This is a genomic window from Sulfitobacter pacificus, from assembly GCF_030159975.1.
In the GTDB taxonomy this organism is placed as follows: domain Bacteria; phylum Pseudomonadota; class Alphaproteobacteria; order Rhodobacterales; family Rhodobacteraceae; genus Sulfitobacter; species Sulfitobacter pacificus.
In genome coordinates, this window is sequence record NZ_BSNL01000001.1 from 696,883 (window position 1) to 721,648 (window position 24,766).

Sequence of the window (24,766 nt, forward strand, 5' to 3'; positions counted from 1 at the left end):
GCAAACTGGCCTAGTTTTCGGTATTGGGAAAGGGGCGTTGCATAGAAAGATGCAGTGCAGCGACTTGAACACAAGCGCATAAAAAAACGCAGCCCGAAGGCTGCGTCCATCGTCCCGGTAAAGGGATAAAAATCAGGCGGCTTCGGCCTGTTGTGCGGCGTGGCGACGCTCGGATTCTTCGCGGGACAGGGCAACCGAGGTGCGCACACCCTTGCCAACAAAGTCCATCAATCCGGCCACAACACGCTCGTTCGGGTCAATACCCGCACAGCTCAACACTTCACGGCCATCGCGCGAACGCGCCCAGCGGGCAATCTGCTCCGGGCCATTGCCATATTTCTTGTCATCTGCAATTGCATCGTCCAACGCAGCAAGTACCACTGCTGCAAACAGTTTGCGGGCGCGGTTGCCTTGCTCGTTATTGAAAGCGGTGCCGTCAACGAAATCTCTCAACTCGTCGTCCTTTCGATTATTCTTGCTCTTGTCATTCGGGCTTGTCGTTTCTTATGGAACATATCCGACGATTCGGATACAGCTTTATCACATGGCAGCCATGCTCTGGGCGCATATCAATTGGTCGTAGACCGATTATTTTCGTGCGCTTGCAGGGTGCCGCTGCTGCAGATATAGGGTGCGTTATCCTTTCATCAACCTTTTGCCTTGGTTTTGCCTCATGCCTAAAATTAACGGAAACGAGATTCGCCCCGGAAACGTTCTGGAGCATAACGGCGGCCTTTGGGCTGCGGTCAAAGTGGACCATGTAAAGCCGGGAAAAGGCGGTGCCTTTGCTCAGGTCGAGATGCGCAACCTGCGCAACGGCTCGAAATTGAACGAACGTTTCCGCTCTGCTGATAAGGTTGAAAAGGTGCGTCTGGAACAAAAAGATCAGCAATTCTTGTATGAAGACAATGGGATGCTGGTTCTGATGGACACTGATACCTACGATCAGGTGCAGCTGCCATCCGAGCTGCTGGGAGAGCGCCGCCCCTTCCTGCAAGACGGGATGATGGTGGTCGTAGAGTACCACGAAGAGGAGGCATTGAACGCCTCTTTGCCGCAAAAAGTGATCTGCAAGATTGCCGAGACAGAACCGGTCGTCAAAGGCCAGACCGCTGCGAATTCCTTCAAACCGGCGGTTCTGGACAATGGTGTTAAGGTTTCTGTCCCCCCATTTGTGGGGCAGGATGAAGATATCGTGGTGAACACAGAGACAATGGAATACGTCGAACGGGCCTGATTTTGCCGCATCGGCCCGCGTTTTGATGACGCGACGTAATAGACCGTTAAGATTTAAAAAACCCCGTTCGCGTTCCGCGCAACGGGGTTTTTATTTAAGTCTTAGGCATTTTCCGATGAATCAGCCCATGTAACCTGCGCTGTTCCCGCCTGCATCGGTCCTTTTGCGCGGTCAAATCGTAGATAGGCGATGCCTTTCCCCGCAGATTGGGTGAATAAGGTGCCCGCCGCCTTGCCCTCTGCATTTAGCTCCGTGCCCACCGGTGCTTGCCCCTCAACATGGACCTGCGCCAGCCCTTTGCGCAATTCGGTCTTGTGTTTCATCCGGGCAGTGACCTCTTGGCCGACATAACAGCCTTTGCGGAAATCAACGCCGTTCAGCCGTTCGAACCCCGCCTCAAGGATAAAGGTGTCGGGCGTCAGTTCGATCATGGTTTCGGGCACCAGGTGCGCCACCCGCAGGGCCGCCCAGTCCACATCATCTGCTGTCTGGGCATCTGTGCGATAGGCTCGCCAGCCCATTTCCGCCGAACGCGGGTCGGCAAAGCCATCCTCGGGCACCTCACCCAAGCCGCGATGCAGATGTAATCCGGCCTCTTCGATCGCCACGGCGGCCCGTAACTTATACATGGTCAAACGTTGCGCCAGCATGTCGCCCAACGCTTCTGCAACATCCAGCAGCACCGCATCACCCTCCGGGATCATAAAGAAATCCGCCAGATATTTCCCCTGTGGCGTCAGGATCGCCGCATAGACCGCACCGTCCTTCAGCTTCTTCACGTCATTGGTGACCAGCCCTTGCAGAAAATCAAAAGTGTCAGCCCCGCTTAGGCGCAGGATACGGCGGTTGGTCATTGGTTCTGTCCTTTCAGGGTGCAGATGCGATATAGTGTTCCCACGTCACATCAAAAGGGGCAAGCATGCGCGCGCCGATCTCGGTCATCATTCCTACATTGAACGCAGAACACAGCCTGCCCGGATGTCTGGACGGGTTGATGGAAGGGGTCGAGGCCGGGCTTATCCGTGAATTGATCATCAGCGATGGCGGGTCAACCGATGCCACAGGCGCAATTGCACAGGCTTGGGGGGCAGATATCCTTCACGCTGCGCCGTCCAGGGGCGGGCAATTGACTCGCGGTTGTGCGCAGGCCACGGGGGAGTGGCTGCTGGTGCTTCATGCCGATACGGTATTGCAGGCAGGGTGGCGCAAACAGGTGCAGGCCCATCTGGCACAAAGTGACAAGGCAGGTTGGTTCCGGCTGGCGTTTGATCGCAGCGGCTTTGCTGCAAGAACGGTTGCAGGCTGGGCGAATCTGCGCAGCCGCTTTGGCTTGCCTTATGGCGATCAGGGGCTGCTGGTTTCGCGCGATCTATATGCGCAGGTGGGGGGCTATCCTGATCAACCCTTGATGGAGGATGTGGCCATCGCCCGTGCCCTGAAGGGCAGGTTGGTCGAACTGGACGCCATCGCCCAAACCAGCGCCGATAAATACATCCGGCAGGGGTGGTTGAAACGAGGCACGCGGAACCTTTTGACACTGCTGCGCTATTTCGCTGGGGCCGATGTATCGACCCTCGCCGCGCAATACCGTCGATAGGGGCAGGGCGCTAGCCAAACAGCCGGCGCCAAAGGCTGCGACGGGGGGGCGATATGTCTTTCTTGCTTTTGCTCAAACGGTGTTTCTTCGGGGCGTCGGAAACCTGCCGCCCATCCTTGAATTGCAAACGGTAAAGATCCGCATATAACCCGCCGCGTTCTAGCAACTCGTCATGTGTACCGGCGTCAACGGCCTGTCCCTTGTCCAGCACCACGATCTTTTGCGCACTGCGGATAGTGGCCAGACGGTGGGCAATGACAATTGTCGTGCGCCCTTTGGACAGCCGGTCAAGGGCGGCCTGCACAACCTGTTCGGATTGCGCATCCAGGGCGCTGGTCGCTTCATCCAGCAACAGGATCGGTGTGTCCCGCAGCAGGGCCCGGGCAATCACCACGCGCTGTCGTTGCCCCCCGGACAGGGCAGAGCCACGCGGGCCCACCAGCGTGTCCAGTCCGTTTTCCAGTTTGGGCAGAAAATCCGCCACATGGGCCGCCTCCAGCACCTCTTGTAGCCGGGCCTCGGTCACGTTCTTGTGGTCCAACACGATATTTTCGCGCAGGCTGGCATCAAACAAAAGTGCCTCTTGCGTCACCACAGAGAAAAGGCCGCGCAGGTCGGTCAGTTTTAGGTCCGTGGTGGCCACACCACCCAATGTCGCCTGACCGCTTTGGGGATCAATCAAGCGGGTCAGTACGTTGAAAACGGTTGATTTTCCCGCGCCGGACGCGCCGACCAGTGCCGTTGTTTCGCCCGCTTTGGCGGTAAAGCTGAGCTGGTTCAGCACCTTGGTGTCGCCATAGGAAAGGCTGACCTGATCCAGCACGATTTCCGGCGTGCCGGTGGGGGCGGCAAGCGGCGTAGCCGGGTCTTTCAGGCGCACCGGCGCATCCAGCAATTCGCGGATCCGTTCAAGGGCGGCCGCCGCAACCTGCCACAGGCCAGCAATCCCACCCAAGCGGCGCAGCGGGCTAAAGGCAAATCCCATGGCAGTGAAAAACGTCATGAACTGACCAATGGTTTTGTCACCTGAAATGATCTCTGATCCACCGTAGAGGATCACCGCCATGAACCCGATTCCCGACAGGATATCCACCATGCCGGGGATGGCGGCATTGCCAAAAGCCGCGCGCACTTCGGTCTCGACAAATCGCCCTGTCAGACTGCGGTACTGACGGGTCTGATAGGCCTCAAGCGCGTTCAGTTTCACCTGCACAATGCCGTGAAATACCTCATCCAGACGGGTGGCCAGATCGGCCCCCAGATCGCGCGCTTCACGGGCCCGTTTGCGCACAAACCGCTGCGCCATGGCGGCGGGCAGCACCATCACCGGAATGCCGATACAGGCCATCAACGCCCAAACCGGATCAATCGACACGGCCACACCTAATAGCACCAGCAGCCCGATAAAGTCACGCCCCGCACCGGTGATTACCGCGCGCCAGACATCACCCACAGCGTTTACATCCGATTGCACCCGCTGGATCAGAAACCCCGGAGGATGGCTTTGGTGAAAGGCACCGTCCTGCTGCATCATCCGTTCCAGCAGATCAATGCGCAGATCCGCGGCTGTGCCCTGTGCCACCTTGGTCAGCAGCACCTTTTGGCTGACACCGGCAATGGCGCGCAGAATGAAAATACCCACCAGCGCAAGTCCGACCCAGATCAGCGCATCTTCCTGCCCTGCGACAAAGACCTGATCAAACATCGGCTCCATCAGCCGCGCAAGCGCCCCCAGACTACCGCCCTCGATCACCATGAACATCAGTGCCAGTGACATCAGCCCCAGATGTTTCTTCAGGTAGTCCCGCCACAGCCAGCCCAGCAGCTCTTTGGAGGTATAGGTCTGGTCATTCATGAGAGCCGCACCGCTTACTTGGAAAACTGCATTCACATCTAAGCATCCGGCCAAGGTTGAGCAAGCCAAGCCCCGGAATGCGATCAGTGGTTGACGCGGGCTTTGGGGGGCATAATCTCGGCCAGAATACGGCTCCCATAAAGGCTTCCTTCATGTCCAGATCTCCGACCCTTGCGCATGGCCGCGCATATCTTGCCATTCCCGGCCCATCGGTCATGCCCGACGCCGTCCTGCAGGCGATGCACCGCGCGGCCCCCAATATCTATGCTGGTGAGCTGGTGGAAATGATGCCGTCGCTGGCGGCTGATCTTAAACGGGTGGCACGGACGCGCCATCAGGTGGCGATGTACACGGGCAATGGTCATGCGGCCTGGGAGGCATCCCTCGCCAATATCCTGCAACCGGGCGACAAGGTGCTGGTCCCTGCCACGGGCCGTTTTGGTATCGGCTGGGGAGAAACCGCCAAAGGGTTGGGAGCCGAGGTTGAAACGATCGACTTCGGCAAACAATCTCCGATGGATATGACCCGTATCGAAGAAGTGCTGCGGGCGGATAAATCACATAATATCAAAGCGGTGCTTGCTGTGCATGTGGATACTTCCACCTCGATCCGCAACGATATTTCCGCCCTGCGTCAGACGCTGGACGCTGTTGGACACCCGGCGCTGTTGATGGCCGATTGCATTGCGTCGCTGGGGTGTGACCGGTTCGAAATGGATGAGTGGGGCGTCGATATCATGGTCACCGGCTGTCAAAAGGGGCTGATGGTGCCCCCCGGCATGTCGTTCGTCTTTTTCAATGACAAGGCTGAAGCTGCGCGGGCCAAACTGCCCCGCGTGAGTTGGTATTGGGATTGGACCCCACGGGCCCACGCCGAAGAATTCTTCCAATATCATGCCGGTACGGCGCCTACGCATCACCTTTACGGGCTGCGCACTGCGCTTGATATGATCCACGCAGAGGGCATCGAAAATGTCTGGGCCCGCCACAGCACTCTTGCGCGCGCGGTCTGGGCCGCCTGTGAGGTCTGGGGAACCACCGGCAGTTTTGCGATGAACGTCACGGATCCCGCCTATCGCAGCAATGCTGTTACCTCCCTGCGTCTGCAATCCCCGGATGCCACAGCACTGCGCGATTGGGTGGAACAACAGCTTGGCCTGACGCTGGGCATTGGACTGGGCATGGCAACGCCCGGTGATCCGGCATGGCACGGATTCTTCCGGCTGGGCCATATGGGTCATGTAAACGGCCAGATGATCATGGGCATGCTGGGCGGTATCGAAGCGGGCATGCGCGCGCTGAACATCGACCATGGCACTGGTGCGCTGGATGCAGCGGCGGAGGTGATTGGTGGCGGTTAACCCCGCGCCACCGCGATCCGGTTGATCACCTGATTGACCAGCCAGCCGGTTGCGGCCACCGCGAACAACCCCCAGATCACCCAGATCACCATCAGAATCCAGGTCAGGTTCACACCGAACATCACCACGCAGGCCTGCGTGAAATTCGGGGCGGCGGGGCGGTTACTGCTGTGTCTCATGCGGCGTGTCCGATTTGTTCCGCCGGAACCTTACGCCGTATTTCCTTAACGTCAGCCTTTTTTTGCTGCCGCAATGGCTGCTGGCAGGGCTGCGGCAAATGCAGCGTGGTCCGCATTTGTGCCACAACTGACGCGGATGCAGCGGTTTTGCGGGGCAACAAACGGCATGCGCACAAATATCCCACGCGCCACCAGACCGTCCAGAATAGCCTTGGCAAAGGCCGCATCGCTGCCGCAATCAAGCGTCACAAAATTAGTGGCAGAGGGCAGGGGCATCAGCCCGTTGTCACGTCCGATCTGGGCAATCTGTATGCGTGCCTGTGCAATGCGATCCTTTACCACCGCAAGCCATGCCTGATCCGCCAGCGCCGCCACGGCACCCGCTTGCGCGGCACGGTTCATGCCGAAATGATTGCGCACCTTGTGAAAGGCAGTGATCAATTCCGGCGCGGCGATCGCATAGCCGACCCGCGCCCCTGCCATCCCGTAAGCCTTTGAGAAAGTGCGCATTCGTATCACACGCGGGTCACCCCATGCCAAGGGCAGGGCGGTGCCCTCGGGGGCTGTTTCGACATAGGCCTCATCCAGCACCAGCAAGCTCCGCGCGGGCAAGCGCTCCAGCGCCGCGGCAATGTCCTCGCCCTTGTGCCATGACCCCATCGGGTTATCGGGATTGGCCAGATAGACCAGCTTGGCATCTACCTCGGCGGCCTTGGCAAACAGTGCCGCGGGATCTTCGTGATCATCCTTGTAGGGCACCTTGTGCAAACCCCCGCCAAAGCCTGCCACATGGTAGTTGAAGGTCGGATAAGCCCCGTCAGAGGTCACCACCGCGTCACCCTGTTCCACAAACAACCGCACCACATAGCCCAGCAGCCCGTCGATGCCTTCCCCCACGATAATGTGATCCGGGGTTGTGCCGTGATGCGTGGCCAGCGCCTGACGCAGATCATGGCTTTCGGGGTCGCCGTACATCCAATGCCCCGCCTCGGCCATCGCCTTGATCGCGTGGGGGGAGGGGCCAAAGACATTCTCATTCGCGCCCAGACGGGCGTCAAACTGCCGCCCCATGTTGCGCTCTTGTGTTTCAGGTCCGACAAAGGGGACAGTGGCGGGCAGGGATTGGGCAAGCGGGGTCAGGCGATACTCTGTCATATGATTGGTGATAGGCGGCTAAAGCCAGCGGGGCAAGGGTTGGAAACATGCCGCACAGTCCCCATATGAGAATGGTTCGCAAGTAATCGGGAGGCCAACCCAATGGCAAAACTCACCCGTCGCGGCTTTATCGCCGCCACTGTCGCCGCTGGTGCGGTGCGCAGCATGCCCGTGGTGCTGACAAAGCCACCCGCCCGCCGTATCCTGACACTGGTTTATGACAAAAGCCTTGGCATGATGCGCGCGATTGACCGGCTGGTCCCCTGATCTGCCGCCACGTTTCGCTGGTCCGTGCGGGCCTGATGCGCTGTACTCCCTCCAACCCAAACCGGAGGATCCCATGACCCGCGTCACCGTCACCTACGAAAACCACATCGCCTTTGTCCGCCTGACTCGCGCTGACAAAATGAACGCGGTTGATCAGGAAATGATCGACGGAATTATCGCGGCAGGGCAAGAGGTTGACGCCTCTGATGCCCGCGCCGTGGTGCTCTCTGGCGAGGGACGCGCCTTTTGTGCTGGCATCGACATCACCGGCCTGTCCACGATGATGGGCAAAGACCCTGCAGAGGTGATAAACCCGCGCACCCATGGCGAGGGCACCACCAACCAATGGCAAGAGGTCGCGATGATCTGGTCGCGGATGGAGATCCCGGTGATCGCGGCCATCCATGGCGTCTGTTTTGGCGCAGGCATGCAGCTGGCACTGGGGGCCGACATCCGTATCGCCGCAGCTGACGCCCGTTTTGCGGTGATGGAAATGAAATGGGGCATCGTGCCGGACATGGGGGGCATGGTTCTGCTGCCGAAACTGGTTCGCTCTGACGTGCTGCGCCGGCTGACCTATACGGCAGAACAAATAAGCGCCAGTCAGGCCGCCGATTGGGGGCTGATCACCGAGATTGCCGAGGACCCATTGGCCGCCGCCACTGCGCTTGCAATCACCATCGCGGGCAAAAGCCCCTCTGCCATCCGCGCGGCCAAGCGATTGATCACAATTGCAGAATCCCAGGATGCGGCCACGGTCCTTGCTGCTGAATCCAGCATTCAGGCCGCGCTCATTGGCAAGCCCCATCAGATGGAAGTGATTGCCGCGGAAATGGGCAAACGCCCAGCGGTTTTTAAGTAATCCGGTCAAAGAAAAGTGGCACGCCAGTTATGACGTGCCACAGATGGGCTTCACCTTGCCCTTAAACTCAATCCCGCCCTGTCAACAGGCGGGAGAAGTCGCTATTCCATCTCTGCCAGACGATCCAACGCAGCCTGCAACTGGTCTGCCTCTTCCTGACGTGCATCGAGATTGCTCTGAGCTTCTGCAACCACCTCTGGTGGGGCGGAGGCGGCGAATTTTGGGTTGTTCAACCGGCCTTTCAAACCACCGATTTCCTTGCCCAGTTTGTCCAGCGATTTCTGCAGGCGCGCCTTTTCCTCAGCGATGTCAATCAGACCCGCCAGCGGCAGGCCGAAGGTGGCACCGGGGGCGGCGATAGAGACCGTTCCTTTGGGGAAAACATCCGCCTTTTCAAGGCTTTCCACGCGGGCAAGCCGTTTGATCATGGTTTCGTTACGTTCCCATGCGCCCTGCGCGGCATCGTCCATTTCGGTGACGATCATTGGCACCTTGAGGCCCGCAGGTACATGCATCTGCGCACGGGCTGAACGGATGGCTTCGATCAACCCGATGACCCAGTTCAATTCACGATCCGCATCCGCGTCCAGAAGATCCGCTGTTGTGTAGGTCGGCCAATCGGCATGAACCAACATTTTATCCCTGTTAACAGTGGCTTGCCACAGTTCTTCGGTGATGAACGGCATGATTGGATGCAGCAGGATCAGGCATTGATCCAACACCCAACCCATGGTCTGGCGGGTCTCTTCGGCCTCTGCTGCGCCGTCTTGCAACTGGGGTTTGGAGAGCTCCACATACCAGTCACAGACCTTGCCCCAGACAAAGGCATAAAGCGTGTTGGCTGCATCGTTGAAGCGGTAGTTGGTGAGGGCCGCGTCGACCTCTTCACGCACACGGGCGGTTTCACCGATGATCCATTTGTTCAGTGTCGCGGAGGGCTGTGCCGGGCGTACACCCCCTGTGCCCCCCCCGTGCACCGCCTGGTGCATTTCAAAGACTTCGTTCATTTCGGCAAAACGATGGGCATTCCAAAGTTTGGTGCCGAAATTCCGATAACCGGTGATGCGGGAGGTGGAGAGTTTCAGGTCACGGCCCATCGCTGCCATGGAGGTCACGGTGAAGCGCACCGCATCCGCGCCGAATTCGTCGATCAATTCGAGCGGATCAAGCACGTTGCCAAGGGATTTCGACATCTTCTTACCCTTCTCGTCCCGCACCAGAGCGTGGACGTAAACGGTATCGAAGGGTTTTTGATCTACCACGGCATATTGCATCATCATCATGCGGGCGACCCAGAAGAAGATGATGTCGAAACCGGTGATCAAAACGGAAGTGGGGAAGTATTTTTCCAGTGCTTCGGTCTGTTCGGGCCAGCCAAGCGTGCCGATGGGCCAGAGGCCGGAGGAGAACCACGTGTCGAGGACGTCGGGGTCACGCCAGACCGGATAGACGATATCGGTCGGATCCTGACTGCCGGTATAGACGGCAAGGCTTTCGGCCAGAACATGCATGGCTTCGCTGCGCGAGGCGACTTCGACAACGCGGGCATGGTTCAACGGTGTTGGCAGTTTGACCAAGACATCGGCAAAGCTGTCGCTGACTGCGTCGAAATCGGCGGCACAGTGATGGTGATCGCTGCTTTCAGGGAGGGACTGTTGCAACAGCAGGCGGGACAGTTCGACCATGTCCAATGCGCCGTCGCCTTCATCGTCGGTAAAGCCGTTCCCGTTCAGGTCCAGCCCGTACCAAACCGGAATCTGATGCCCCCACCACAACTGGCGCGAGATGCACCATGGTTCGATGTTTTCCAGCCAGTGGAAATACACCTTTTTGTCCTGCTCGGGCAGGATGCGCACCTCATCATTGCGCACGGCATCAATCGCGGGCTGCACGATCTTGTCGGTGGCGACGAACCACTGGTCCGTCAGCGCGGGTTCGATGACCACTTTGGAGCGGTCGCCAAAGGGTTGCATGATTTTTTTGGCTTCGACCAGTGGCACGGGGCTGGTGTCCTCGGCCTCGTCTTCGCCTTTTTTCTTTTTCTTCGCAGGTTTGCCCAAACGCGGATCGTCATGGGCTGTCATCACGGCCAGCCCTTCAGCGGTGATGTCCGCGATCACTTTTTCACGGGCGTCGAAGCGGTCAAGGCCACGGTAGTCTTCGGGCACAAGGTTGATTTCGGTGGCATCAAACGGCGCTTCTTCGGTCCCCTCCGCAATCGCCTGCGCGCGGGCGGCAGCGGCGTCATAGGGCAGGCCGTCGCTGCGCATCGCGCCACGGGTGTCCATCAGCGCGTAAAGCGGGATTTTGTTACGCTTGGCGACTTCGTAGTCGTTAAAGTCATGTGCACCGGTGATCTTGACCGCGCCGGACCCGAATGTCGGATCAGGGTATTCATCGGTGATGATCGGGATCAGGCGGCGGTGTTCTTTGGGTCCAACCGGAATTTCGCAGAGTTTGCCGACGATGGAGGTATAGCGTTCATCCGAGGGATGCACGGCAACCGCGCCGTCGCCCAACATGGTTTCAGGGCGCGTGGTGGCGATGGAGATATAGTCGCGTTCTTCGGAAAGCGTGACGTTGCCGTCTTCGTCTTTTTCGACGTAAGTATAGGTGGCACCGCCCGCGAGCGGGTATTTGAAGTGCCACATATGGCCGTCAACTTCGGTGGATTCGACCTCCAGATCGGAAATCGCGGTTTCGAAATGCGGGTCCCAGTTCACCAGACGTTTGCCGCGATAGATCAGGCCCTTGTTGTACATGTCGACAAAGACTTTGATCACGGCGTCGTGGAAGTTGCCTTCTTCACCTGCTGGCGCATTTGGGGCACCGGACATGGTGAAGGCGTTGCGCGACCAGTCGCAAGAGGCGCCAAGGCGTTTGAGTTGATCAATGATAGTGCCGCCGGATTTGGCTTTCCATTTCCAGATTTCAGCGGTGAAATCCTCGCGCGTCCAGTCGCGGCGTGGTGGTTTGCCGTCAGCGGCGAGTTGGCGTTCAACAACCATTTGCGTGGCAATGCCGGCGTGATCCTGTCCGGGCTGCCACAGCGTGTCGAACCCACGCATCCGGTGCCAGCGGGTCAGAATGTCCTGCAATGTGTTGTTAAACGCATGGCCCATGTGCAGAACGCCAGTGACATTGGGTGGCGGAATCATGATCGAAAAGGTTTCATCACGCGAGGCATTGGCACCGGCCTTGAAGGCACCGGCCTTTTCCCAAGCGGCGTAGAGGCGGGCTTCGGCCTCGCCTGAGTCAAAATTCTTTTCCAGAGCCATGGTCTTTGATCCTCAATCACGTTTGAGGATTGATCTAGCGGGTGTTGCGGGGAAGGGAAAGGGCGGGCTGGACAACCGGTGCCGGACAGTTATGTCATTGGGCAAGGCAGGCATTCAGCAAGAGGCACCCAGACATGGATAAATTCGGCAAAAGTCAGTCGGTCATTCGGACAGAAGATGTACGCTTTTTGACCGGCGCGGGGCGCTATGTGGATGACATCGCACCGAAGGGAGCGTTGCATGCCTATTTCTTCCGTTCGCCTGTGGCGCATGGGGTGATCAGCGAGCTGGATATTTCGGATGCGGCTGAGGCAGAGGGGGTGCATCTGGTGCTGACCTGCGCGGATCTGGAAGCGGCGGGCATGAATATCGCCATGGCCGGGGCGCAGATTGTCAATCGGGATGGCTCAAAAGGTGCGGGGCCGCTGCGCCCGATGCTGGCCAAGGAGCGTGTGCGCTACGTTGGGGAGCCGGTGGCGGTGATCGTGGCGGAGAGCATTGCGCAGGCGCGAGATGCGGCAGAGCTGATCCTGTTTGGTGTGGAGGATCTGCCGGCGAAGATTGATGTGGCGGCAGGTGGAGAGACCCTGCACGGTGAAGCCCCGGACAATAAGGCGATGGATTGGGGCATGGGGGATGAGGCCGCAACCGAGGCGGCCTTTCAGGTGGCAGCGAAAACCGTGGCGCTGGAGGTTGAGGACAACCGGATCATCGTCAATTCGATGGAGCCGCGCGGCTGTTATGCGGAATGGAGTGACGGGCGTGTGCATGTGGCCAATAACGGGCAGGGCGTTTGGGTGCATAAGGGCTATATCGCCAAGGCGTTTGGGCTGGACGAAGACAAGGTGCGCGTGACCAACCCGGATACGGGGGGTGGTTTCGGCATGAAGTCGATGACCTATAACGAATATTTCTGCGTGGCGCAGGCGGCGCGTGTGCTGGAACGTCCGGTGCGCTGGATGTCGGAACGGACCGAGGCGATGTTGACCGACAATGGCGGGCGTGACCTGACCTCGCTGGCGGAGTTTGCCTTTGATGCGCATAACAAGATCACCGCCTATCGTGTGACCAGCAAGTGCAATCTGGGGGCCTATAATTCGCAGTATGCGCAGTTCATCCAGACGCAGCTGTTCAGCCGCGTGTTGATGGGTGTTTATGACGTGCAGACCACCTGGTTGCAGGTGGATGGCTATTACACCAACACGGTGCCGGTGGATGCCTATCGCGGGGCGGGACGGCCCGAGGCGATCTATGTGCTGGAACGGTTGATCGACCGGGCAGCGCGTGAGTTGGAGGTGGACCCATGGGAACTGCGCCGGATCAACTTTATCAAAGCGGAGCAGTTTCCCTATAAGGCGGCGACGGGTGAAACCTATGATGTGGGGGATTTTGATCGTTTGCTGACCCGTGTGGCACAGGAGGCCGACCGCGCAGGGATTGCGGCGCGCAAGGCGGCGGATGCGAAACGCGGGCTGCTGCGCGGGCAGGGGCTGTGTTACTATATCGAGAGCATTCTGGGCGACCCAAGCGAAGGGGCCAAAGTTGTGTTCGAAGATGACGGCAGCGTCACGATTTATGTCGGCACACAATCGAACGGGCAGGGGCATGAAACCGTCTATGCCCAGTTCCTTGCCGATCAGACCGGCATCCCGGCAGCGCGTATTCGCGTGGTGCAGGGCGATTCGGATTTGATTGCGCAGGGCGGCGGCACCGGTGGATCGCGCTCTGTCACCACGCAGAACAATGCGACTTTGGCGACGGTGGCCAAAATCACCGAACGTTTCACCGCCTTTCTTGCGGATGAAATGGGCGTAGCCGCCAGCGAGATCAGTTTTGACGATGAACGGTTCCGCGCGGAAGGGTCAAACCTGACCCCCACCATGCTGGAGGTCGCCGAGATGGCCCGCGAAAAAGGCCGTGACGACCTGTTGAGTCATCACGAACGTGCGACCTTGCCCGCCCGCAGTTTTCCCAACGGGGCACATGTGGCCGAGGTGGTGATTGACCCGGAAACCGGCGTTGTCACTACAGAAAGCTACACCGTAGTTGATGATTTTGGTAATCTTATCAATCCGATGCTGGCCGAAGGGCAGGTGCATGGTGGTGTCGCCCAAGGGGTTGGGCAGGCCGTGCAGGAGCGGGTTGTCTATGACGAGGACGGTCAGCTGCTCACGGCATCGTTCATGGACTATGCCATGCCCCGTGCGGCAGACCTTCCTTACATTTCCTTTACCTCGGAGCCTGTACCTTCGACGGCGAATATCATGGGAATGAAAGGCTGTGGCGAAGCCGGCACTGTGGGTGCCATGGCGGCCATTGCAAATGCGGTACAGGATGCCTTGTGGGATCAAGGGGTGCGTCAGGCGGATATGCCGTTTACGCCGCACCGCGTCTGGGAGTTGTTGAATGAGGGCCGGATCGCGGCAGAATAAGCGCGTTAAAACACAGATCTCGGTTCCCGAGGCTACGCCCCGGGCCGCGACCACCCATGTGATCGTTCTGGACGGCACCCTGTCGTCGCTGGAACCGCTGCATCAGACCAACGCGGCGCGGACCTATATGCTGCTCAAGGAAACAGGGCCGGCGGTTTCTCTGTATTACGAGTCGGGATTGCAATGGGATGACTGGCGTTCGGTGTTGGATGTGGCGTCGGGCAAGGGGATCAATAGACTAATCCGGCGCGCCTATGGTTGGCTGGCCTCTCGCTATCGCCCCGGTGACCGGATTTTCCTGTTTGGTTATTCGCGCGGTGCCTATGCGGTACGCTCCTTGGCTGGCGTGATTGATATGGTGGGCCTGTTGCAGGCGGAGCATGCGACAAGCCGCAATATCCGCATGGCCTATCGCCACTATGAATGCAGCCCCGAGATGTCCACCCGCACAGCATTTCGCAATGCCCATTGTTACGCCCAAGTCGAAATTGAAATGATCGGTGTCTGGGACACGGTGAAATCGCTGGGGATTAACGCGCCGGTGCTGTGGCGGTTGTCCGAGCACCTGCATGCCTTTCACAATCACGACCTGAGCCATGTTGTGCGCAACGGGTTTCACGCGTTGGCCCATGATGAGACCCGTGTGGCGTATCAGCCGGTTCTCTGGCAATCCCATGCGGGGTTTGCGGGGCGGGTGGAACAGGTCTGGTTTCCCGGTGCGCATGGCGATGTAGGCGGGCAGCTGGGCGGGTTTGAGGCCGCGCGGCCGTTGGCGAACATCCCGCTCGTCTGGATGTTGGAGCAGGCAGAAAGCTGTGGACTGACGCTGCCGGTGGAATGGCGTTCCCGCTTTCCACAGGATCCAACAGCCCCGGCGCGGGGCACTTGGCGCGGGCATGGCAAGATATTGATGTCACGCAGGAAACGCATTGTCGGGCAGGACCCGTCAGAACGGCTGCACCAAAGTATAGCGCAGCGTCAGGCGGCGCAGCAGCAGGATAAAACTGTGATGCCGGAAGCCAGAACAGGCAATATGTAAGGTCTGTGGCCCTGCGCCTAGGCGATTTTCATTATGATACAGGTGGTTGAGCCCGTGGCATAAAGCTTGCCATCCTCAACCCCTCTGATTTCGCCATGGGCCACGCCGGTCGAGCGGCCCACATGATCGGTCACGCCGATACAATCAATCTGCATGCCCAAGGGAATGCCGCGCAGGATATTTATCTTGTATTCCAAGGTGGTATAGATTGATCCGCGTGGCACTTGCGTCATCACCGCACAGGCCATGGCACTGTCCAGCAAGGTGCCGTACCAGCCGCCATGCACGGTCCCCATCGGGTTGGTGACATTGAATTCGGGGGTGCCGCGAAACACTGCGCGGCCTTCTTCGAGATCATGCAGGGTATAGCCCATGGTTGCCCCGATGGGCGGGCCGGGGTTGGTGCCGTCCAGAATGGCTTGCATGAATTCCAGCCCGGACATTTGCAATGCTTCGGACTGGCTGAGCAGGTCTTCGGGTTTCGTCGCAATGCGGGGCATGGGTGGTTTCTCCGATAAGATCACCACCCGATGCTAGGGGGCAAAGCCCCCCGATGCCAAGCGGTTACGCCACGTCCCTCACTGTGCTTTGCGGTGTGACCCCAATTGCATGGCAGACTTTGCGCGTCAGTGCCGCCCGGTTCAGCGTGTAGAAATGCAGATCCTCAACCCCTTCGCTGATCAGCGTATCGCACATTTCGGTGCAAAGGGCCGTGGCCAGCAAATCATGGCGGTCGTCGCGGATCGCCGCCTCGAACGCGTCATCCAGCCATACCGGCACAGGGGTGCCACAGCGGGTCGCAAATTTGCGGGCTGATTTCCAGTTCAGGATCGGCAGGATGCCCGGTGTGATTGGTTTGTCGATACCCGCCTTGACACAGGCATCGCGGAACCGCAGGAAGCTGTCGGTCTCAAAGAAAAACTGGGTGATCGCCTCATCCGCACCAGCCTCGAACTTGCGTTTGAGCCATTGCACATTGGCGTCCATATCTGCGGCTTCCGGGTGGCTGTCGGGATAGGCCCCGACACGGATGTTGAAGGTGCCCTTGTCCGCCAGCGCCTCGATCAATTCACAGCTGTTGGCAAAGCCCTCGGGATGGGGGGTAAAGGTTTTTGCACCATCCTGCGGATCGCCGCGCAGGGCGACAATATCGGTGACGCCGATTTTGGCAAAAGTATCTGCAACTTCCAGCGTCTCTGCCTTGCTGGCACCAACGCAGGTTAGATGGGCCGCAACCGGCAGGCCGGAGGTGCGGCGCAGCACATGCGCGGAATCATGGGTCAGATCCCGCGTGGTGCCACCCGCGCCATAGGTGACAGAGAAAAACCGCGGCTCCAGCGGGGCCAGCATCTGCGCAGTGTCCCAAAGGTTAAAACCCGCGTCGACATTGCGGGGCGGGAAAACTTCGAAGGAAACGCGTGGGCTGGTCATCTGGATCGTCCTTTATGGTGTGACCTCTCTTGTACCGCAGTGCGGCATGTGAAACAAATTCATAACTTTCATCTTGAATATGAGGATCGCCTCACATGCACATTGAATTCCGCCATCTGCGCACCATTCAGGCCATTCACGAGGCAGGGGGGCTGGCCCGTGCCGCTGAACAGATGAACATCACCCAATCGGCGCTGAGCCATCAGGTGAAGGGGCTGGAGGATCAGGCCGGTGTCGAGCTGTTTGTGCGCCGCTCCAAGCCGTTAAAACTGTCGCCTGCGGGGCTGCGTTTGTTGAAACTGGCACAGCAGGTGCTGCCACAGGTGCAAGCCTTGCAGGACGAGTTCAGCGGTTTGCGGGCAGGCAGTACCGGGCGGATGCATATCGCGATTGAATGCCATGCCTGTTTTGAATGGCTGTTTCCGGTGCTGGAACAGTTTCGCCGCAGCTGGCCGGATGTGGATGTGGACATTCGCCCTGGTCTGGCCTTTGACGCATTGCCGGCATTGCTGCGCGAAGAGGTTGATCTGGTGGTGTCCTCTGATCCCGAAGACCTTGCCGGGGTCACATTTGTCGAACTGTTTGACTATAAAGCGGTTTTTGTCGCGGCCAGCACCCATCCGCTGGCCGGGAAACCTTATGTTGAAGCGGATGATTTTCGCGCGGAAACGCTGATTACCTATCCGGTTGAACGCTCCCGTCTGGATGTATTCAGCCAGCTTTTGATCCCGGCCAAGGTAGAGCCTGCCGCCATCCGGCAGGTCGAGTTGACGGCGGTGATCCTGCTGCTGGTGGCCTCCAACCGGGGGGTGTCGGTGCTGCCTGATTGGGTGGTGCGCGAGGTGAAATATTCGTCAGACTATGTGACCCGCCCGCTGACCGAAAACGGCGTGACGCGGCGGCTCTATGCAGCGGTGCGCAATGATGATCTGGGCAAGCCGTTCATGGATCAACTGCTGCAACTGGCCGGGGAAGAGGCGCGCAAGTTACAGGCGGTGTGATGGCGCGCGCCAAGGCAGGCGTCGTGGGGCGCGCAACACCTGAATTGAGTTTACAGGCAAAGTGAAAGCGCGATCCTGCGCTTAATCTTGTCCTTAAACTCAAGAGCAACGGTTCCTGCAAAAATAACATTCGCGGTATAGGTCACATTAGCAGCCTGCGGTAGGGCGGGGTTTACCCCGCCCGTGCAAGACTTATGAAACTTTCACAATTGCCTTGCCGGTATTGCCACCTGTCAACAGGTTGATGAAAGCCTGCGGCGCGTTTTCCAGACCTTCGGTGATGTCTTCCTGCACGGCGATCTCTCCACTGGCGACCTTTGGAGCCACTTCGCGGATGAATTCGGGGAAACGGTCCCAGTGGTTGGAAATGATGAACCCGTTCACGCTGAGGAAATTCACCAGAATTGTGCGCCAAAGTTTGGGCGCAGTTAGGCCCGCCCCACCGGCGTTTTCACCAAGGCCACCGGCATTATACCATGCGATCATGCCGCAGATGGGGATGCGGCCAAAGGGATTCATCAGCGGGATCACCGCCTCAAGCACCTTGCCACCGACGTTTTCGAAATAGATGTCGATGCCTTTGGGGCATTCTGCCTTTATCGCGTCCTTCAGGGATTTGGCATCCGCATGGGCACGGTGGTCGATACAGGCATCAAAGCCGAAGTGATCCACCGCAGTCTTGCATTTATCCGCACCACCCGCGATGCCCACAACCCGCAGGCCCAGCGATTTGGCAAGCTGCCCAACCATGGATCCCACAGGTCCGGTGGCGGCCGCAACCACCAGTGTTTCCCCCGCCTTGGGTTTGCCATAGGCCATCAGCCCGTGCCAGCCGGTCAGCCCGGGCATGCCCAGCACCCCCAGTGAGGTGGTGATCGGTGCCTGATCCGGGTCCAGCTTGCGGCACATCTTTGCATCCGCAACCGCATGTGTGGCCCAGCCGAAGGGGCCAAAGACCAAATCACCTTCGTTAAAATGTGGAGAATTTGATGCAATCACCTTGCCCGCGCTGCCGCCTTCCATTTTGCCGCCAATCGGAACCGGGGCGGCATAGGATTTTGCGTCATCCATGCGGCCGCGCATGTACGGATCGAGCGACATATATTGCACCAGAACCAGAACTTCACCTTCGCCCGGCGTTGGCAGATCAGAGGTTTCAAGGCGGAAATTCTCTGGTGTCGGGGCACCGTCGGGCCGGCTGGCGAGGACGATTTCTTGCATTTGAGTGCTCATGGTTTTCTCCTGAAATGGATCACTTTGACGCTACCGTGACGTGCTGGGCGTGAATGGCAAGAGACAAGAAAGATGACGTAGCGATGCGGTTTGCAGGGTGAAACAACCGGGAAAGTTGTGCAGTATCGCGCTGGTGACATCAGAATCATATGTCAGAGCGGTCGCCCACCCTTGGCAAACCGGCCCCATCAGCCTAAAGGGTGCATCTTATCGCGGAAAAAAGGCGTTTCTCAATGGTTGGCAGTGCGAATCTCAACATCATGATCAAAGCGGCCCGTAAGGCGGGGCGTGCCCTGACCAAGGATTTCCGCGAGGTCGAGCAATTGCAGGTTTCTGTGAAAGGTGCCGGTGACTTTGTCTCCAAGGCCGATATCGCTGCCGAACAGATCATCAAAAGCGAATTGATGAACGCCCGCCCGACCTATGGCTGGCTGGCTGAAGAGGGTGGCGAGGAAGAAGGTGTTGATCCGACTCGTCGCTGGATTGTCGATCCGTTGGATGGCACTACAAACTTCTTGCATGGTTTGCCGCATTGGGCGGTGTCGATTGCGCTGGAACATAAGGGCCATATCGTAGCGGGGGTGGTGTTTGACCCGACCAAGGACGAGATGTTCTTTGCTGAAAAAGGTGCCGGCGCCTGGATGAACGAAAGCCGCATTCGTGCCTCTGGCCGTCATCGCATGATCGAGAGTATTTTTGCCACCGGTCTGCCGTTTGGTGGCCGGTCGGATCTGCCGCAGACTTTGCAGGAACTGGCACGTTTGATGCCGGTCTGTGCGGGTGTGCGCCGCTGGGGCGCAGCATCGCTTGATTTGGCCTATGTTGCCGCAGGGCGATACGATGGTTTTTGGGAGCGGCGCCTGAACGCATGGGATGTGGCGGCAGGATCGCTGATCGTGCGCGAGGCTGGCGGGCTGGTTGAGCCTTTGGATGAGGGGCGCGATATTATCGGCCATGGCCAGATCATCTGTGCCAACGAGCCGATTTTCTCGGGTTTTGCCAAGGCTGTGCGCGGCTAAATCACTTCGACGAAAACCTGATATACACAGAGCATCAGGCAACGCGTTGGAATCTCTGATTTCAGGCGGCGGGTGTTTGACGTTTTTTGTGAACTGCTATGAGATTACTGGTCGGAGGGGTGGTTCTGCCCATCGCTCCATCGGATTGGGTCGAAATCCCAAGGGTTTGCACCTTCGATACAGCCAAGGTTGATGCCGCATTGCGTGGGGTCGGCGCGGCGTTTGTGGTGGGTATAGATCCCGCAGGTTTTGCAGAAATAATGCTGCGCCGTATGGGTGCCCCAGCTGTAGAGCGACAGGTTGTCCGCGCCATGCGTGACGACAACAGAAGCTGCTGTTGCGGTCACGGCAGCGGCCTGTCGGCGCGCACAGAAGGAACAATTGCAGCGCCCGATGTCTGAAAATCCGAAAGGTAGGGTTGCAGTGAGTGTGACAGCGCCACAATGGCAGCTTGCCTTGATATCGCAGGGTTCAGTCATCGGCGTCTTACCTTTGGAATACGGCTGTTGTTGATCTGGGGGTATTTTGCTTCGGGGTGGGGCGGATGGCCGTCGGTGCGGTTCCAGTAGGCCACGGCCCCGCGTTTCAGCCAGACTGGCAGCGCACCAAGGATGCCGGCCACGAAACCGCCCGCATGGGCCCAGAAGGCGGTGCCGCCGGTGTTGGGATCAGCGCCAATCCCGCCAATAAACTGCATCCCGAACCAGAGGATCAGAATGATCCAGGCCGGGATCGGGAAGATGCGGAAAAACACCACAAAGATGATCAGGATGTCCACCTTGGCCTTGGGGAACAGCAGAAGGTAGGCCCCCATGACGCCCGCAATCGCACCAGAGGCCCCGACCATCGGCACAGCCGAGGAAGGTTCGAAGGCAACTTGTGTCAGCCCGGCAGCAACACCTGCGGCAAGGTAGAAGGCCAGATAGGCGAAATGCCCCATCTCTTCTTCGATGTTATCGCCGTAGATCCATAAAAACAGCATGTTACCGGCCAGATGCATCCAGCCGCCATGCAGGAATTGGGAGGTAAACAGCCCCGAGAACCCATAGCCGTCACTGACCCGCGCCGGGACAAGCGCGTAGGCGTTGTACAGCGCATAGAGGGCGCGGTCGTCGTTGAGGATAGGCACATAGGTCAGGAAGATGCCGATGTTCAGCGCCATCAGCACATAGGTGACATAGGGCACGCCGCCTGACGGGTTATGATCGCGAATGGGAAACATTAGGCCAAGCTGGGCGATTGGACGGGCGGGGTCAAGTGGCCGCGCCCGTCAAAATGGCGATAGGTGTCAGCTGGCGGCCCCCAGCAGGGCAGCATTGCCGCCGGAAGCGGTGGTATCAACGCAGACATGACGTTCCGCACGAACCCGTGCGGGATCGGGCAGACCGGGGATCAGCGGCAGGATCGGGCCGCTGCGTTTGGCCAGAGCCTGTTCGATCTGACGCCCGGTTTCGGCATCTCCCCACCACAGAATGCCGCCATAGTCAGGGCCGGTGGCCAGCAGGTCGGGGGCAATCTCTCCGGTGGCCCGCAGGGCGACACCGCCAAGCGCCTCGACCGCGCGGGCCTGTGCGGCGGTTGCCTCAGCCCCCGGTCCCATGCACAGCAGGGGTGCGCGGGGCAGGGTGCTGAGCCGGTTGGATTCCCCTGTTGGCCCCGGCATTGACAGGGTTTCGATGGGGGCTGCCGGTGCATGTGCGGGCAGGGCGGGCAGGCTGGTTTGCGCCTTGTCCCATGTCCCGGCGACCTGTTGCACATCAGGCGCACCAAAACGCGGCAGATAGTTCGGGCCGCCCGCCTTCGGGCCGGTGCCGGACAGGCCTTCGCCACCAAAGGGCTGGCTACCGACAATTGCACCGATCTGGTTGCGGTTGATGTAGATATTACCCGCTTCAATCCGTTCAGAGACATATTGCACACGGTCGTCGATGCGGGTGTGCAGCCCGAAAGTCAGCCCGTAACCGGTGGCGTTGATCGCGTCGATCACCGCGTCAAGCTCCTGCGATTTGAAGGTTGCGATATGTAGGATGGGGCCGAAAATCTCGCGCTTCAGATCGCCAATGCCGCTCACCCGCAGGATGGTGGGGGCGACAAATGTGCCGGTAGCGGGAGCATTGAGTTCAGCAACCAGACGCCCCTCGGCACGGGCGGTTTCCACGTGATCAAGGATGCCCTTGCGGGCAAGCTCGTCGATCACCGGGCCGACATCGGTGCTAAGGTCCCAAGGATCGCCCATTTTCAGGGCTTGCATCGCGCCGATCAGCATTTTGATCAGATCCTCGGCGATGTCTTCCTGCACATAGAGACAGCGCAGCGCGGAACAGCGTTGGCCCGCCGACTGGAACGCGGATTCAACAATTGCTTGCACGGCCTGTTCGGGCAGAGCGGTACTGTCGACAATCATCGCGTTCAGCCCGCCGGTTTCGGCAATCAGCGGGGTGCCGGGGGCGCAATGGGTGGCCATATTGGCGCGGATGCGCTGGGCCGTCGCAGTGGAGCCAGTGAAGGCCACGCCGTTGATGCGTTTGTCGCCGGTCAGCGCGGCACCGATGTCGCCACCACCGGGCAAGAGCTGCAGGGCGGTTTTTGGCACACCAGCCTGATGCAGGAGTGAGACGGTGACATGGGCGACCAAGGGTGTTTGCTCTGCCGGTTTCGCCAGAACCGCATTTCCCGCAGCCAAAGCGGCAGAGATTTGCCCGACAAAAATCGCCATGGGGAAGTTCCACGGGCTGATGCAGGTGAAGATGCCCGCGGGTGGTTCACCCGTGGCCTGACCGGCATAATAGCGCAGGAAATCAACGCCTTCGCGCAGTTCGGCGACACAATCGGGCAAGCCTTTTCCAGCCTCAAGGGTCAGCAGGGCAAAGATCTCGCCGAAATGATCTTCGATCAGATCCGCTGCTTTCAGCAAGATGTTGCGCCGTTCTGACAGGGGGGCGGTCCAAGGTTTGGCCTTGTCCAGGGCGGTGGCCACATCTGCAGGCGAGGCATTGCGCACCGTACCGGGAGAGGCGTCAGGGTCAGCGGGGTTGGTGACTGGCGTGGCAGCCTGTGGTGCCGCCTTGCCTGCGAGCAGCGGGGCAGCCTGCCATGTCTTGTCGAGGAAAGGGGAGCGGGCCTGTGCGATTTCATCCAGCGTCTGGGTATGGGTCAAATCGAACCCACGGGCATTGCCACGCAGGGGCGCGAAAATCTCTGGCCCCTTGGCGATGATCAGGTTGGTGGGCAGGCCCAATTGCTCAAAGGGGTCCGCCGCGACAACCTCTGGCGGGACGTCCTCATCCACGATCTGGTTCACAAAGCTGGAGTTCGCGCCGTTTTCAAGCAGGCGGCGCACGAGGTAGGCCAGCAGATCCTTATGTGCGCCCACAGGGGCATAGATGCGGCAGCGCGACCCGTGATCCTTCATCACGATTGTATGAAGGGTTTCGCCCATGCCATGCAGGCGCTGGAATTCAAAAGCGTCCTTTTGATCCGCCCCCATGTGCAGGACCGCAGCAACCGTATGGGCGTTATGGGTGGCGAATTGCGGATAAATCCGGTCAGTCATGCCCAAGAGCTTGCGGGCGTTGGAGATATAGCTGACGTCAGTGGCGGCCTTTTGGGTAAAGACCGGAAAGCCATCGATGCCTTCCACCTGTGCGCGTTTGATTTCTGTGTCCCAATAGGCGCCTTTCACCAGACGGACCATGATCTTGCGGTCATGGCGTTCCGCCATATCATAGAGCGCGTCAATCACAGTGGCGGCACGGGGGCCAAAGGCCTGCACCACAATGCCGAACCCGTCCCAACCGGCCAGCGCGGGTTCACTCATCACCCGGTCGATCACCTCAAGCGAGAGACCAAGGCGGTCAGCCTCTTCCGCATCGACGTTCAGGCCCATGCCAGCCGATTTCGCCAACAGGCAGAGGGCGCGCAGACGTGGCACCAGATCGGTCATCACCGCATCTTCCTGCGAGACCTCATAGCGCGGATGCAGGGCGGAGAGTTTGACAGAGATACCGGGGTTCTTGCGGATATCGCTGTCGGTACAGGCGGTGGCAATGGCGCTGATCGCCCGCGAATAGCTGAGGTGATAGCGTTTGGCATCGGCTTCGGTGCGGGCCGCTTCGCCCAGCATGTCGTAGCTGTAAGTGAAGCCCTTTTTCTCCATGCCTGCGGCGCGTTTCATCGCGGCGTCGATATCTTCACCCAGCACGAACTGGCGGCCCATTTCCTTCATCGCGCGGGAAACGGCGGTGCGGATCACGGGTTCGCCCAGACGTTTGATGGCGGCGCGCAGATGGCGTACCGGACCGGGCTGTTCATCATCCAACACACGGCCCGTCAGCATCAAGGCCCAGGTGGAGGCATTGACCAGTGACGAGGTGGAGTGCCCCATGTGGCGGCCCCAATCGGAGGGGGCGATCTTGTCTTCGATCAGCGCGTCGATCGTATCGGCATCGGGTACGCGCAACAGCGCCTCGGCCAGACACATCAGCGCCACACCTTCATCAGTGGACAGGCCGTATTCGGCCAGAAAGACCTCCATCAGGCCGGGTTGGGTGGTGCCGCGAATGGCGCGGACCAGATCAGCCGCCTGCGCCGAAATTTCGGCACGTTCATCAGCGGGCAGATTGGCAGCAGTGACCAAACGGTCCAATACGGTATCAGGATCGGCATACATGCCGGCATCAATTTGGTGGCGCAGGGTTTGGGGTGTATGTTCGGCCATGGCTCTCTCCATAAGGCGTTTCGTCGAGGATACACTATCTTTGAAAGTCGATTTGCCTTAGATTGCTACAAAACGCAGATGAAAAACCATTTGCCGGGGGGTA

The 24,766-nt window shown here is 59.2% G+C and carries 21 protein-coding genes; 9 read left to right on the top strand and 12 right to left on the bottom strand.

All coding sequences use genetic code 11. From position 1 onward, the window contains the following. Positions 1 to 132: 132 nt before the first annotated feature. A complete protein-coding gene (locus tag QQL78_RS03515) occupies positions 133 to 453 on the bottom strand; it encodes a DUF6280 family protein (RefSeq protein WP_164355141.1) in 321 nt (106 codons plus the stop codon). Between the two features lie 220 nt (positions 454 to 673). Between QQL78_RS03515 and efp the strand changes: the two genes are divergently transcribed. Further along, positions 674 to 1,237 carry an elongation factor P gene (gene efp, locus QQL78_RS03520; RefSeq protein WP_284370630.1) on the top strand — a complete coding sequence of 188 codons (564 nt, stop codon included), beginning with the start codon at positions 674 to 676 and terminating at the stop codon, positions 1,235 to 1,237. A gap of 101 nt (positions 1,238 to 1,338) precedes the next feature. Here the strand turns inward: efp and ygfZ are convergent, their stop codons facing one another. Continuing rightward, complete coding sequence (ygfZ, locus tag QQL78_RS03525) at positions 1,339 to 2,091, bottom strand: CAF17-like 4Fe-4S cluster assembly/insertion protein YgfZ (RefSeq protein ID WP_284370632.1); 753 nt, start codon at positions 2,089 to 2,091, stop codon at positions 1,339 to 1,341. Between the two features lie 65 nt (positions 2,092 to 2,156). Between ygfZ and QQL78_RS03530 the strand changes: the two genes are divergently transcribed. Then, positions 2,157 to 2,834, top strand: a complete 678-nt coding sequence (locus tag QQL78_RS03530) for a TIGR04283 family arsenosugar biosynthesis glycosyltransferase (protein WP_284370634.1) — start codon at positions 2,157 to 2,159, stop codon at positions 2,832 to 2,834. Positions 2,835 to 2,844: 10 nt separating this feature from the next. Here the strand turns inward: QQL78_RS03530 and QQL78_RS03535 are convergent, their stop codons facing one another. Next, complete coding sequence (locus QQL78_RS03535; RefSeq protein ID WP_284370635.1) at positions 2,845 to 4,689, bottom strand: ABC transporter ATP-binding protein; 1,845 nt, start codon at positions 4,687 to 4,689, stop codon at positions 2,845 to 2,847. Between the two features lie 152 nt (positions 4,690 to 4,841). Between QQL78_RS03535 and QQL78_RS03540 the strand changes: the two genes are divergently transcribed. Next, positions 4,842 to 6,050: a pyridoxal-phosphate-dependent aminotransferase family protein gene (locus tag QQL78_RS03540; RefSeq protein ID WP_284370636.1), complete on the top strand. Its 1,209-nt coding sequence runs from the start codon at positions 4,842 to 4,844 to the stop codon at positions 6,048 to 6,050. Here the strand turns inward: QQL78_RS03540 and QQL78_RS03545 are convergent. Together QQL78_RS03545 and QQL78_RS03550 are read right to left on the bottom strand one after the other, a co-directional pair. Continuing rightward, positions 6,047 to 6,229 carry a hypothetical protein gene (locus tag QQL78_RS03545; protein WP_284370637.1) on the bottom strand — a complete coding sequence of 61 codons (183 nt, stop codon included), beginning with the start codon at positions 6,227 to 6,229 and terminating at the stop codon, positions 6,047 to 6,049. The two genes, QQL78_RS03540 and QQL78_RS03545, sit on opposite strands and share 4 nt — an antisense overlap. Before the next feature lie 51 nt (positions 6,230 to 6,280). Further along, positions 6,281 to 7,384, bottom strand: coding sequence for a pyridoxal phosphate-dependent aminotransferase (locus QQL78_RS03550; RefSeq protein ID WP_284370638.1), 1,104 nt, complete (start codon positions 7,382 to 7,384; stop codon positions 6,281 to 6,283). A gap of 102 nt (positions 7,385 to 7,486) precedes the next feature. Here QQL78_RS03550 and QQL78_RS03555 point away from each other — a divergent pair, with 102 nt between their 5' ends. Continuing rightward, positions 7,487 to 7,651, top strand: coding sequence for a Tat pathway signal protein (locus QQL78_RS03555; RefSeq protein WP_284370640.1), 165 nt, complete (start codon positions 7,487 to 7,489; stop codon positions 7,649 to 7,651). Between the two features lie 73 nt (positions 7,652 to 7,724). Then, positions 7,725 to 8,513 (top strand): crotonase/enoyl-CoA hydratase family protein, encoded by a 789-nt coding sequence (locus tag QQL78_RS03560; RefSeq protein WP_284370642.1) that lies wholly within the window; start codon positions 7,725 to 7,727, stop codon positions 8,511 to 8,513. A gap of 101 nt (positions 8,514 to 8,614) precedes the next feature. Here the strand turns inward: QQL78_RS03560 and QQL78_RS03565 are convergent, their stop codons facing one another. Continuing rightward, positions 8,615 to 11,791 (bottom strand): valine--tRNA ligase, encoded by a 3,177-nt coding sequence (locus QQL78_RS03565; RefSeq protein WP_284370644.1) that lies wholly within the window; start codon positions 11,789 to 11,791, stop codon positions 8,615 to 8,617. A gap of 134 nt (positions 11,792 to 11,925) precedes the next feature. Between QQL78_RS03565 and QQL78_RS03570 the strand changes: the two genes are divergently transcribed. Beyond that, entirely contained in the window at positions 11,926 to 14,223 is a 2,298-nt protein-coding gene (locus tag QQL78_RS03570) for a xanthine dehydrogenase family protein molybdopterin-binding subunit (RefSeq protein ID WP_284370647.1), read from the top strand. Further along, positions 14,198 to 15,262: a T6SS phospholipase effector Tle1-like catalytic domain-containing protein gene (locus QQL78_RS03575; protein ID WP_284370648.1), complete on the top strand. Its 1,065-nt coding sequence runs from the start codon at positions 14,198 to 14,200 to the stop codon at positions 15,260 to 15,262. Before QQL78_RS03570 ends, QQL78_RS03575 begins: the two co-directional genes overlap by 26 nt. A gap of 17 nt (positions 15,263 to 15,279) precedes the next feature. Here the strand turns inward: QQL78_RS03575 and QQL78_RS03580 are convergent, their stop codons facing one another. Continuing rightward, on the bottom strand, positions 15,280 to 15,762 hold the full coding sequence (locus QQL78_RS03580) for a PaaI family thioesterase (RefSeq protein ID WP_284370650.1): 483 nt from the start codon (positions 15,760 to 15,762) through the stop codon (positions 15,280 to 15,282). Between the two features lie 64 nt (positions 15,763 to 15,826). Continuing rightward, positions 15,827 to 16,693, bottom strand: a complete 867-nt coding sequence (gene metF / locus QQL78_RS03585; RefSeq protein WP_284370652.1) for a methylenetetrahydrofolate reductase [NAD(P)H] — start codon at positions 16,691 to 16,693, stop codon at positions 15,827 to 15,829. A 95-nt stretch (positions 16,694 to 16,788) separates the two neighbouring features. Here metF and QQL78_RS03590 point away from each other — a divergent pair, with 95 nt between their 5' ends. Beyond that, entirely contained in the window at positions 16,789 to 17,694 is a 906-nt protein-coding gene (locus QQL78_RS03590; RefSeq protein WP_284370653.1) for a LysR family transcriptional regulator, read from the top strand. A gap of 192 nt (positions 17,695 to 17,886) precedes the next feature. Here the strand turns inward: QQL78_RS03590 and QQL78_RS03595 are convergent, their stop codons facing one another. Next, entirely contained in the window at positions 17,887 to 18,927 is a 1,041-nt protein-coding gene (locus QQL78_RS03595) for an NADP-dependent oxidoreductase (RefSeq protein ID WP_284370655.1), read from the bottom strand. 233 nt (positions 18,928 to 19,160) lie between these two features. Here QQL78_RS03595 and QQL78_RS03600 point away from each other — a divergent pair, with 233 nt between their 5' ends. Next, on the top strand, positions 19,161 to 19,946 hold the full coding sequence (locus QQL78_RS03600) for an inositol monophosphatase family protein (protein WP_284370657.1): 786 nt from the start codon (positions 19,161 to 19,163) through the stop codon (positions 19,944 to 19,946). A 104-nt stretch (positions 19,947 to 20,050) separates the two neighbouring features. Here QQL78_RS03600 and QQL78_RS03605 read toward each other — a convergent pair whose 3' ends face one another. The 3 genes from QQL78_RS03605 to putA all read right to left on the bottom strand — a co-directional run bounded on the left by QQL78_RS03605 (position 20,051) and on the right by putA (position 24,663). Then, a complete protein-coding gene (locus QQL78_RS03605) occupies positions 20,051 to 20,425 on the bottom strand; it encodes a GFA family protein (protein WP_284370659.1) in 375 nt (124 codons plus the stop codon). Further along, positions 20,422 to 21,168, bottom strand: coding sequence for a rhomboid family intramembrane serine protease (locus tag QQL78_RS03610; RefSeq protein ID WP_284370661.1), 747 nt, complete (start codon positions 21,166 to 21,168; stop codon positions 20,422 to 20,424). Before QQL78_RS03610 ends, QQL78_RS03605 begins: the two co-directional genes overlap by 4 nt. 66 nt (positions 21,169 to 21,234) lie before the next feature. Next, positions 21,235 to 24,663, bottom strand: a complete 3,429-nt coding sequence (gene putA, locus QQL78_RS03615) for a bifunctional proline dehydrogenase/L-glutamate gamma-semialdehyde dehydrogenase PutA (RefSeq protein WP_284370663.1) — start codon at positions 24,661 to 24,663, stop codon at positions 21,235 to 21,237. Positions 24,664 to 24,766: the final 103 nt, after the last annotated feature.

Bases quoted from the DNA above. Each gene is read 5' to 3' on its own strand.
- QQL78_RS03600 (WP_284370657.1), top strand. From the start codon at position 19,161: ATGGTTGGCAGTGCGAATCTCAACATCATGATCAAAGCGGCCCGTAAG.
- putA (WP_284370663.1), bottom strand. From the start codon at position 24,663: ATGGCCGAACATACACCCCAAACCCTGCGCCACCAAATTGATGCCGGC.
- QQL78_RS03595 (WP_284370655.1), bottom strand. From the start codon at position 18,927: ATGAGCACTCAAATGCAAGAAATCGTCCTCGCCAGCCGGCCCGACGGT.
- efp (WP_284370630.1), top strand. From the start codon at position 674: ATGCCTAAAATTAACGGAAACGAGATTCGCCCCGGAAACGTTCTGGAG.
- QQL78_RS03570 (WP_284370647.1), top strand. From the start codon at position 11,926: ATGGATAAATTCGGCAAAAGTCAGTCGGTCATTCGGACAGAAGATGTA.
- QQL78_RS03565 (WP_284370644.1), bottom strand. From the start codon at position 11,791: ATGGCTCTGGAAAAGAATTTTGACTCAGGCGAGGCCGAAGCCCGCCTC.
- QQL78_RS03540 (WP_284370636.1), top strand. From the start codon at position 4,842: ATGTCCAGATCTCCGACCCTTGCGCATGGCCGCGCATATCTTGCCATT.
- QQL78_RS03545 (WP_284370637.1), bottom strand. From the start codon at position 6,229: ATGAGACACAGCAGTAACCGCCCCGCCGCCCCGAATTTCACGCAGGCC.
- QQL78_RS03590 (WP_284370653.1), top strand. From the start codon at position 16,789: ATGCACATTGAATTCCGCCATCTGCGCACCATTCAGGCCATTCACGAG.
- ygfZ (WP_284370632.1), bottom strand. From the start codon at position 2,091: ATGACCAACCGCCGTATCCTGCGCCTAAGCGGGGCTGACACTTTTGAT.
- QQL78_RS03560 (WP_284370642.1), top strand. From the start codon at position 7,725: ATGACCCGCGTCACCGTCACCTACGAAAACCACATCGCCTTTGTCCGC.
- QQL78_RS03550 (WP_284370638.1), bottom strand. From the start codon at position 7,384: ATGACAGAGTATCGCCTGACCCCGCTTGCCCAATCCCTGCCCGCCACT.
- metF (WP_284370652.1), bottom strand. From the start codon at position 16,693: ATGACCAGCCCACGCGTTTCCTTCGAAGTTTTCCCGCCCCGCAATGTC.
- QQL78_RS03530 (WP_284370634.1), top strand. From the start codon at position 2,157: ATGCGCGCGCCGATCTCGGTCATCATTCCTACATTGAACGCAGAACAC.
- QQL78_RS03610 (WP_284370661.1), bottom strand. From the start codon at position 21,168: ATGTTTCCCATTCGCGATCATAACCCGTCAGGCGGCGTGCCCTATGTC.
- QQL78_RS03605 (WP_284370659.1), bottom strand. From the start codon at position 20,425: ATGACTGAACCCTGCGATATCAAGGCAAGCTGCCATTGTGGCGCTGTC.
- QQL78_RS03555 (WP_284370640.1), top strand. From the start codon at position 7,487: ATGGCAAAACTCACCCGTCGCGGCTTTATCGCCGCCACTGTCGCCGCT.
- QQL78_RS03535 (WP_284370635.1), bottom strand. From the start codon at position 4,689: ATGAATGACCAGACCTATACCTCCAAAGAGCTGCTGGGCTGGCTGTGG.
- QQL78_RS03580 (WP_284370650.1), bottom strand. From the start codon at position 15,762: ATGCCCCGCATTGCGACGAAACCCGAAGACCTGCTCAGCCAGTCCGAA.
- QQL78_RS03575 (WP_284370648.1), top strand. From the start codon at position 14,198: ATGAGGGCCGGATCGCGGCAGAATAAGCGCGTTAAAACACAGATCTCG.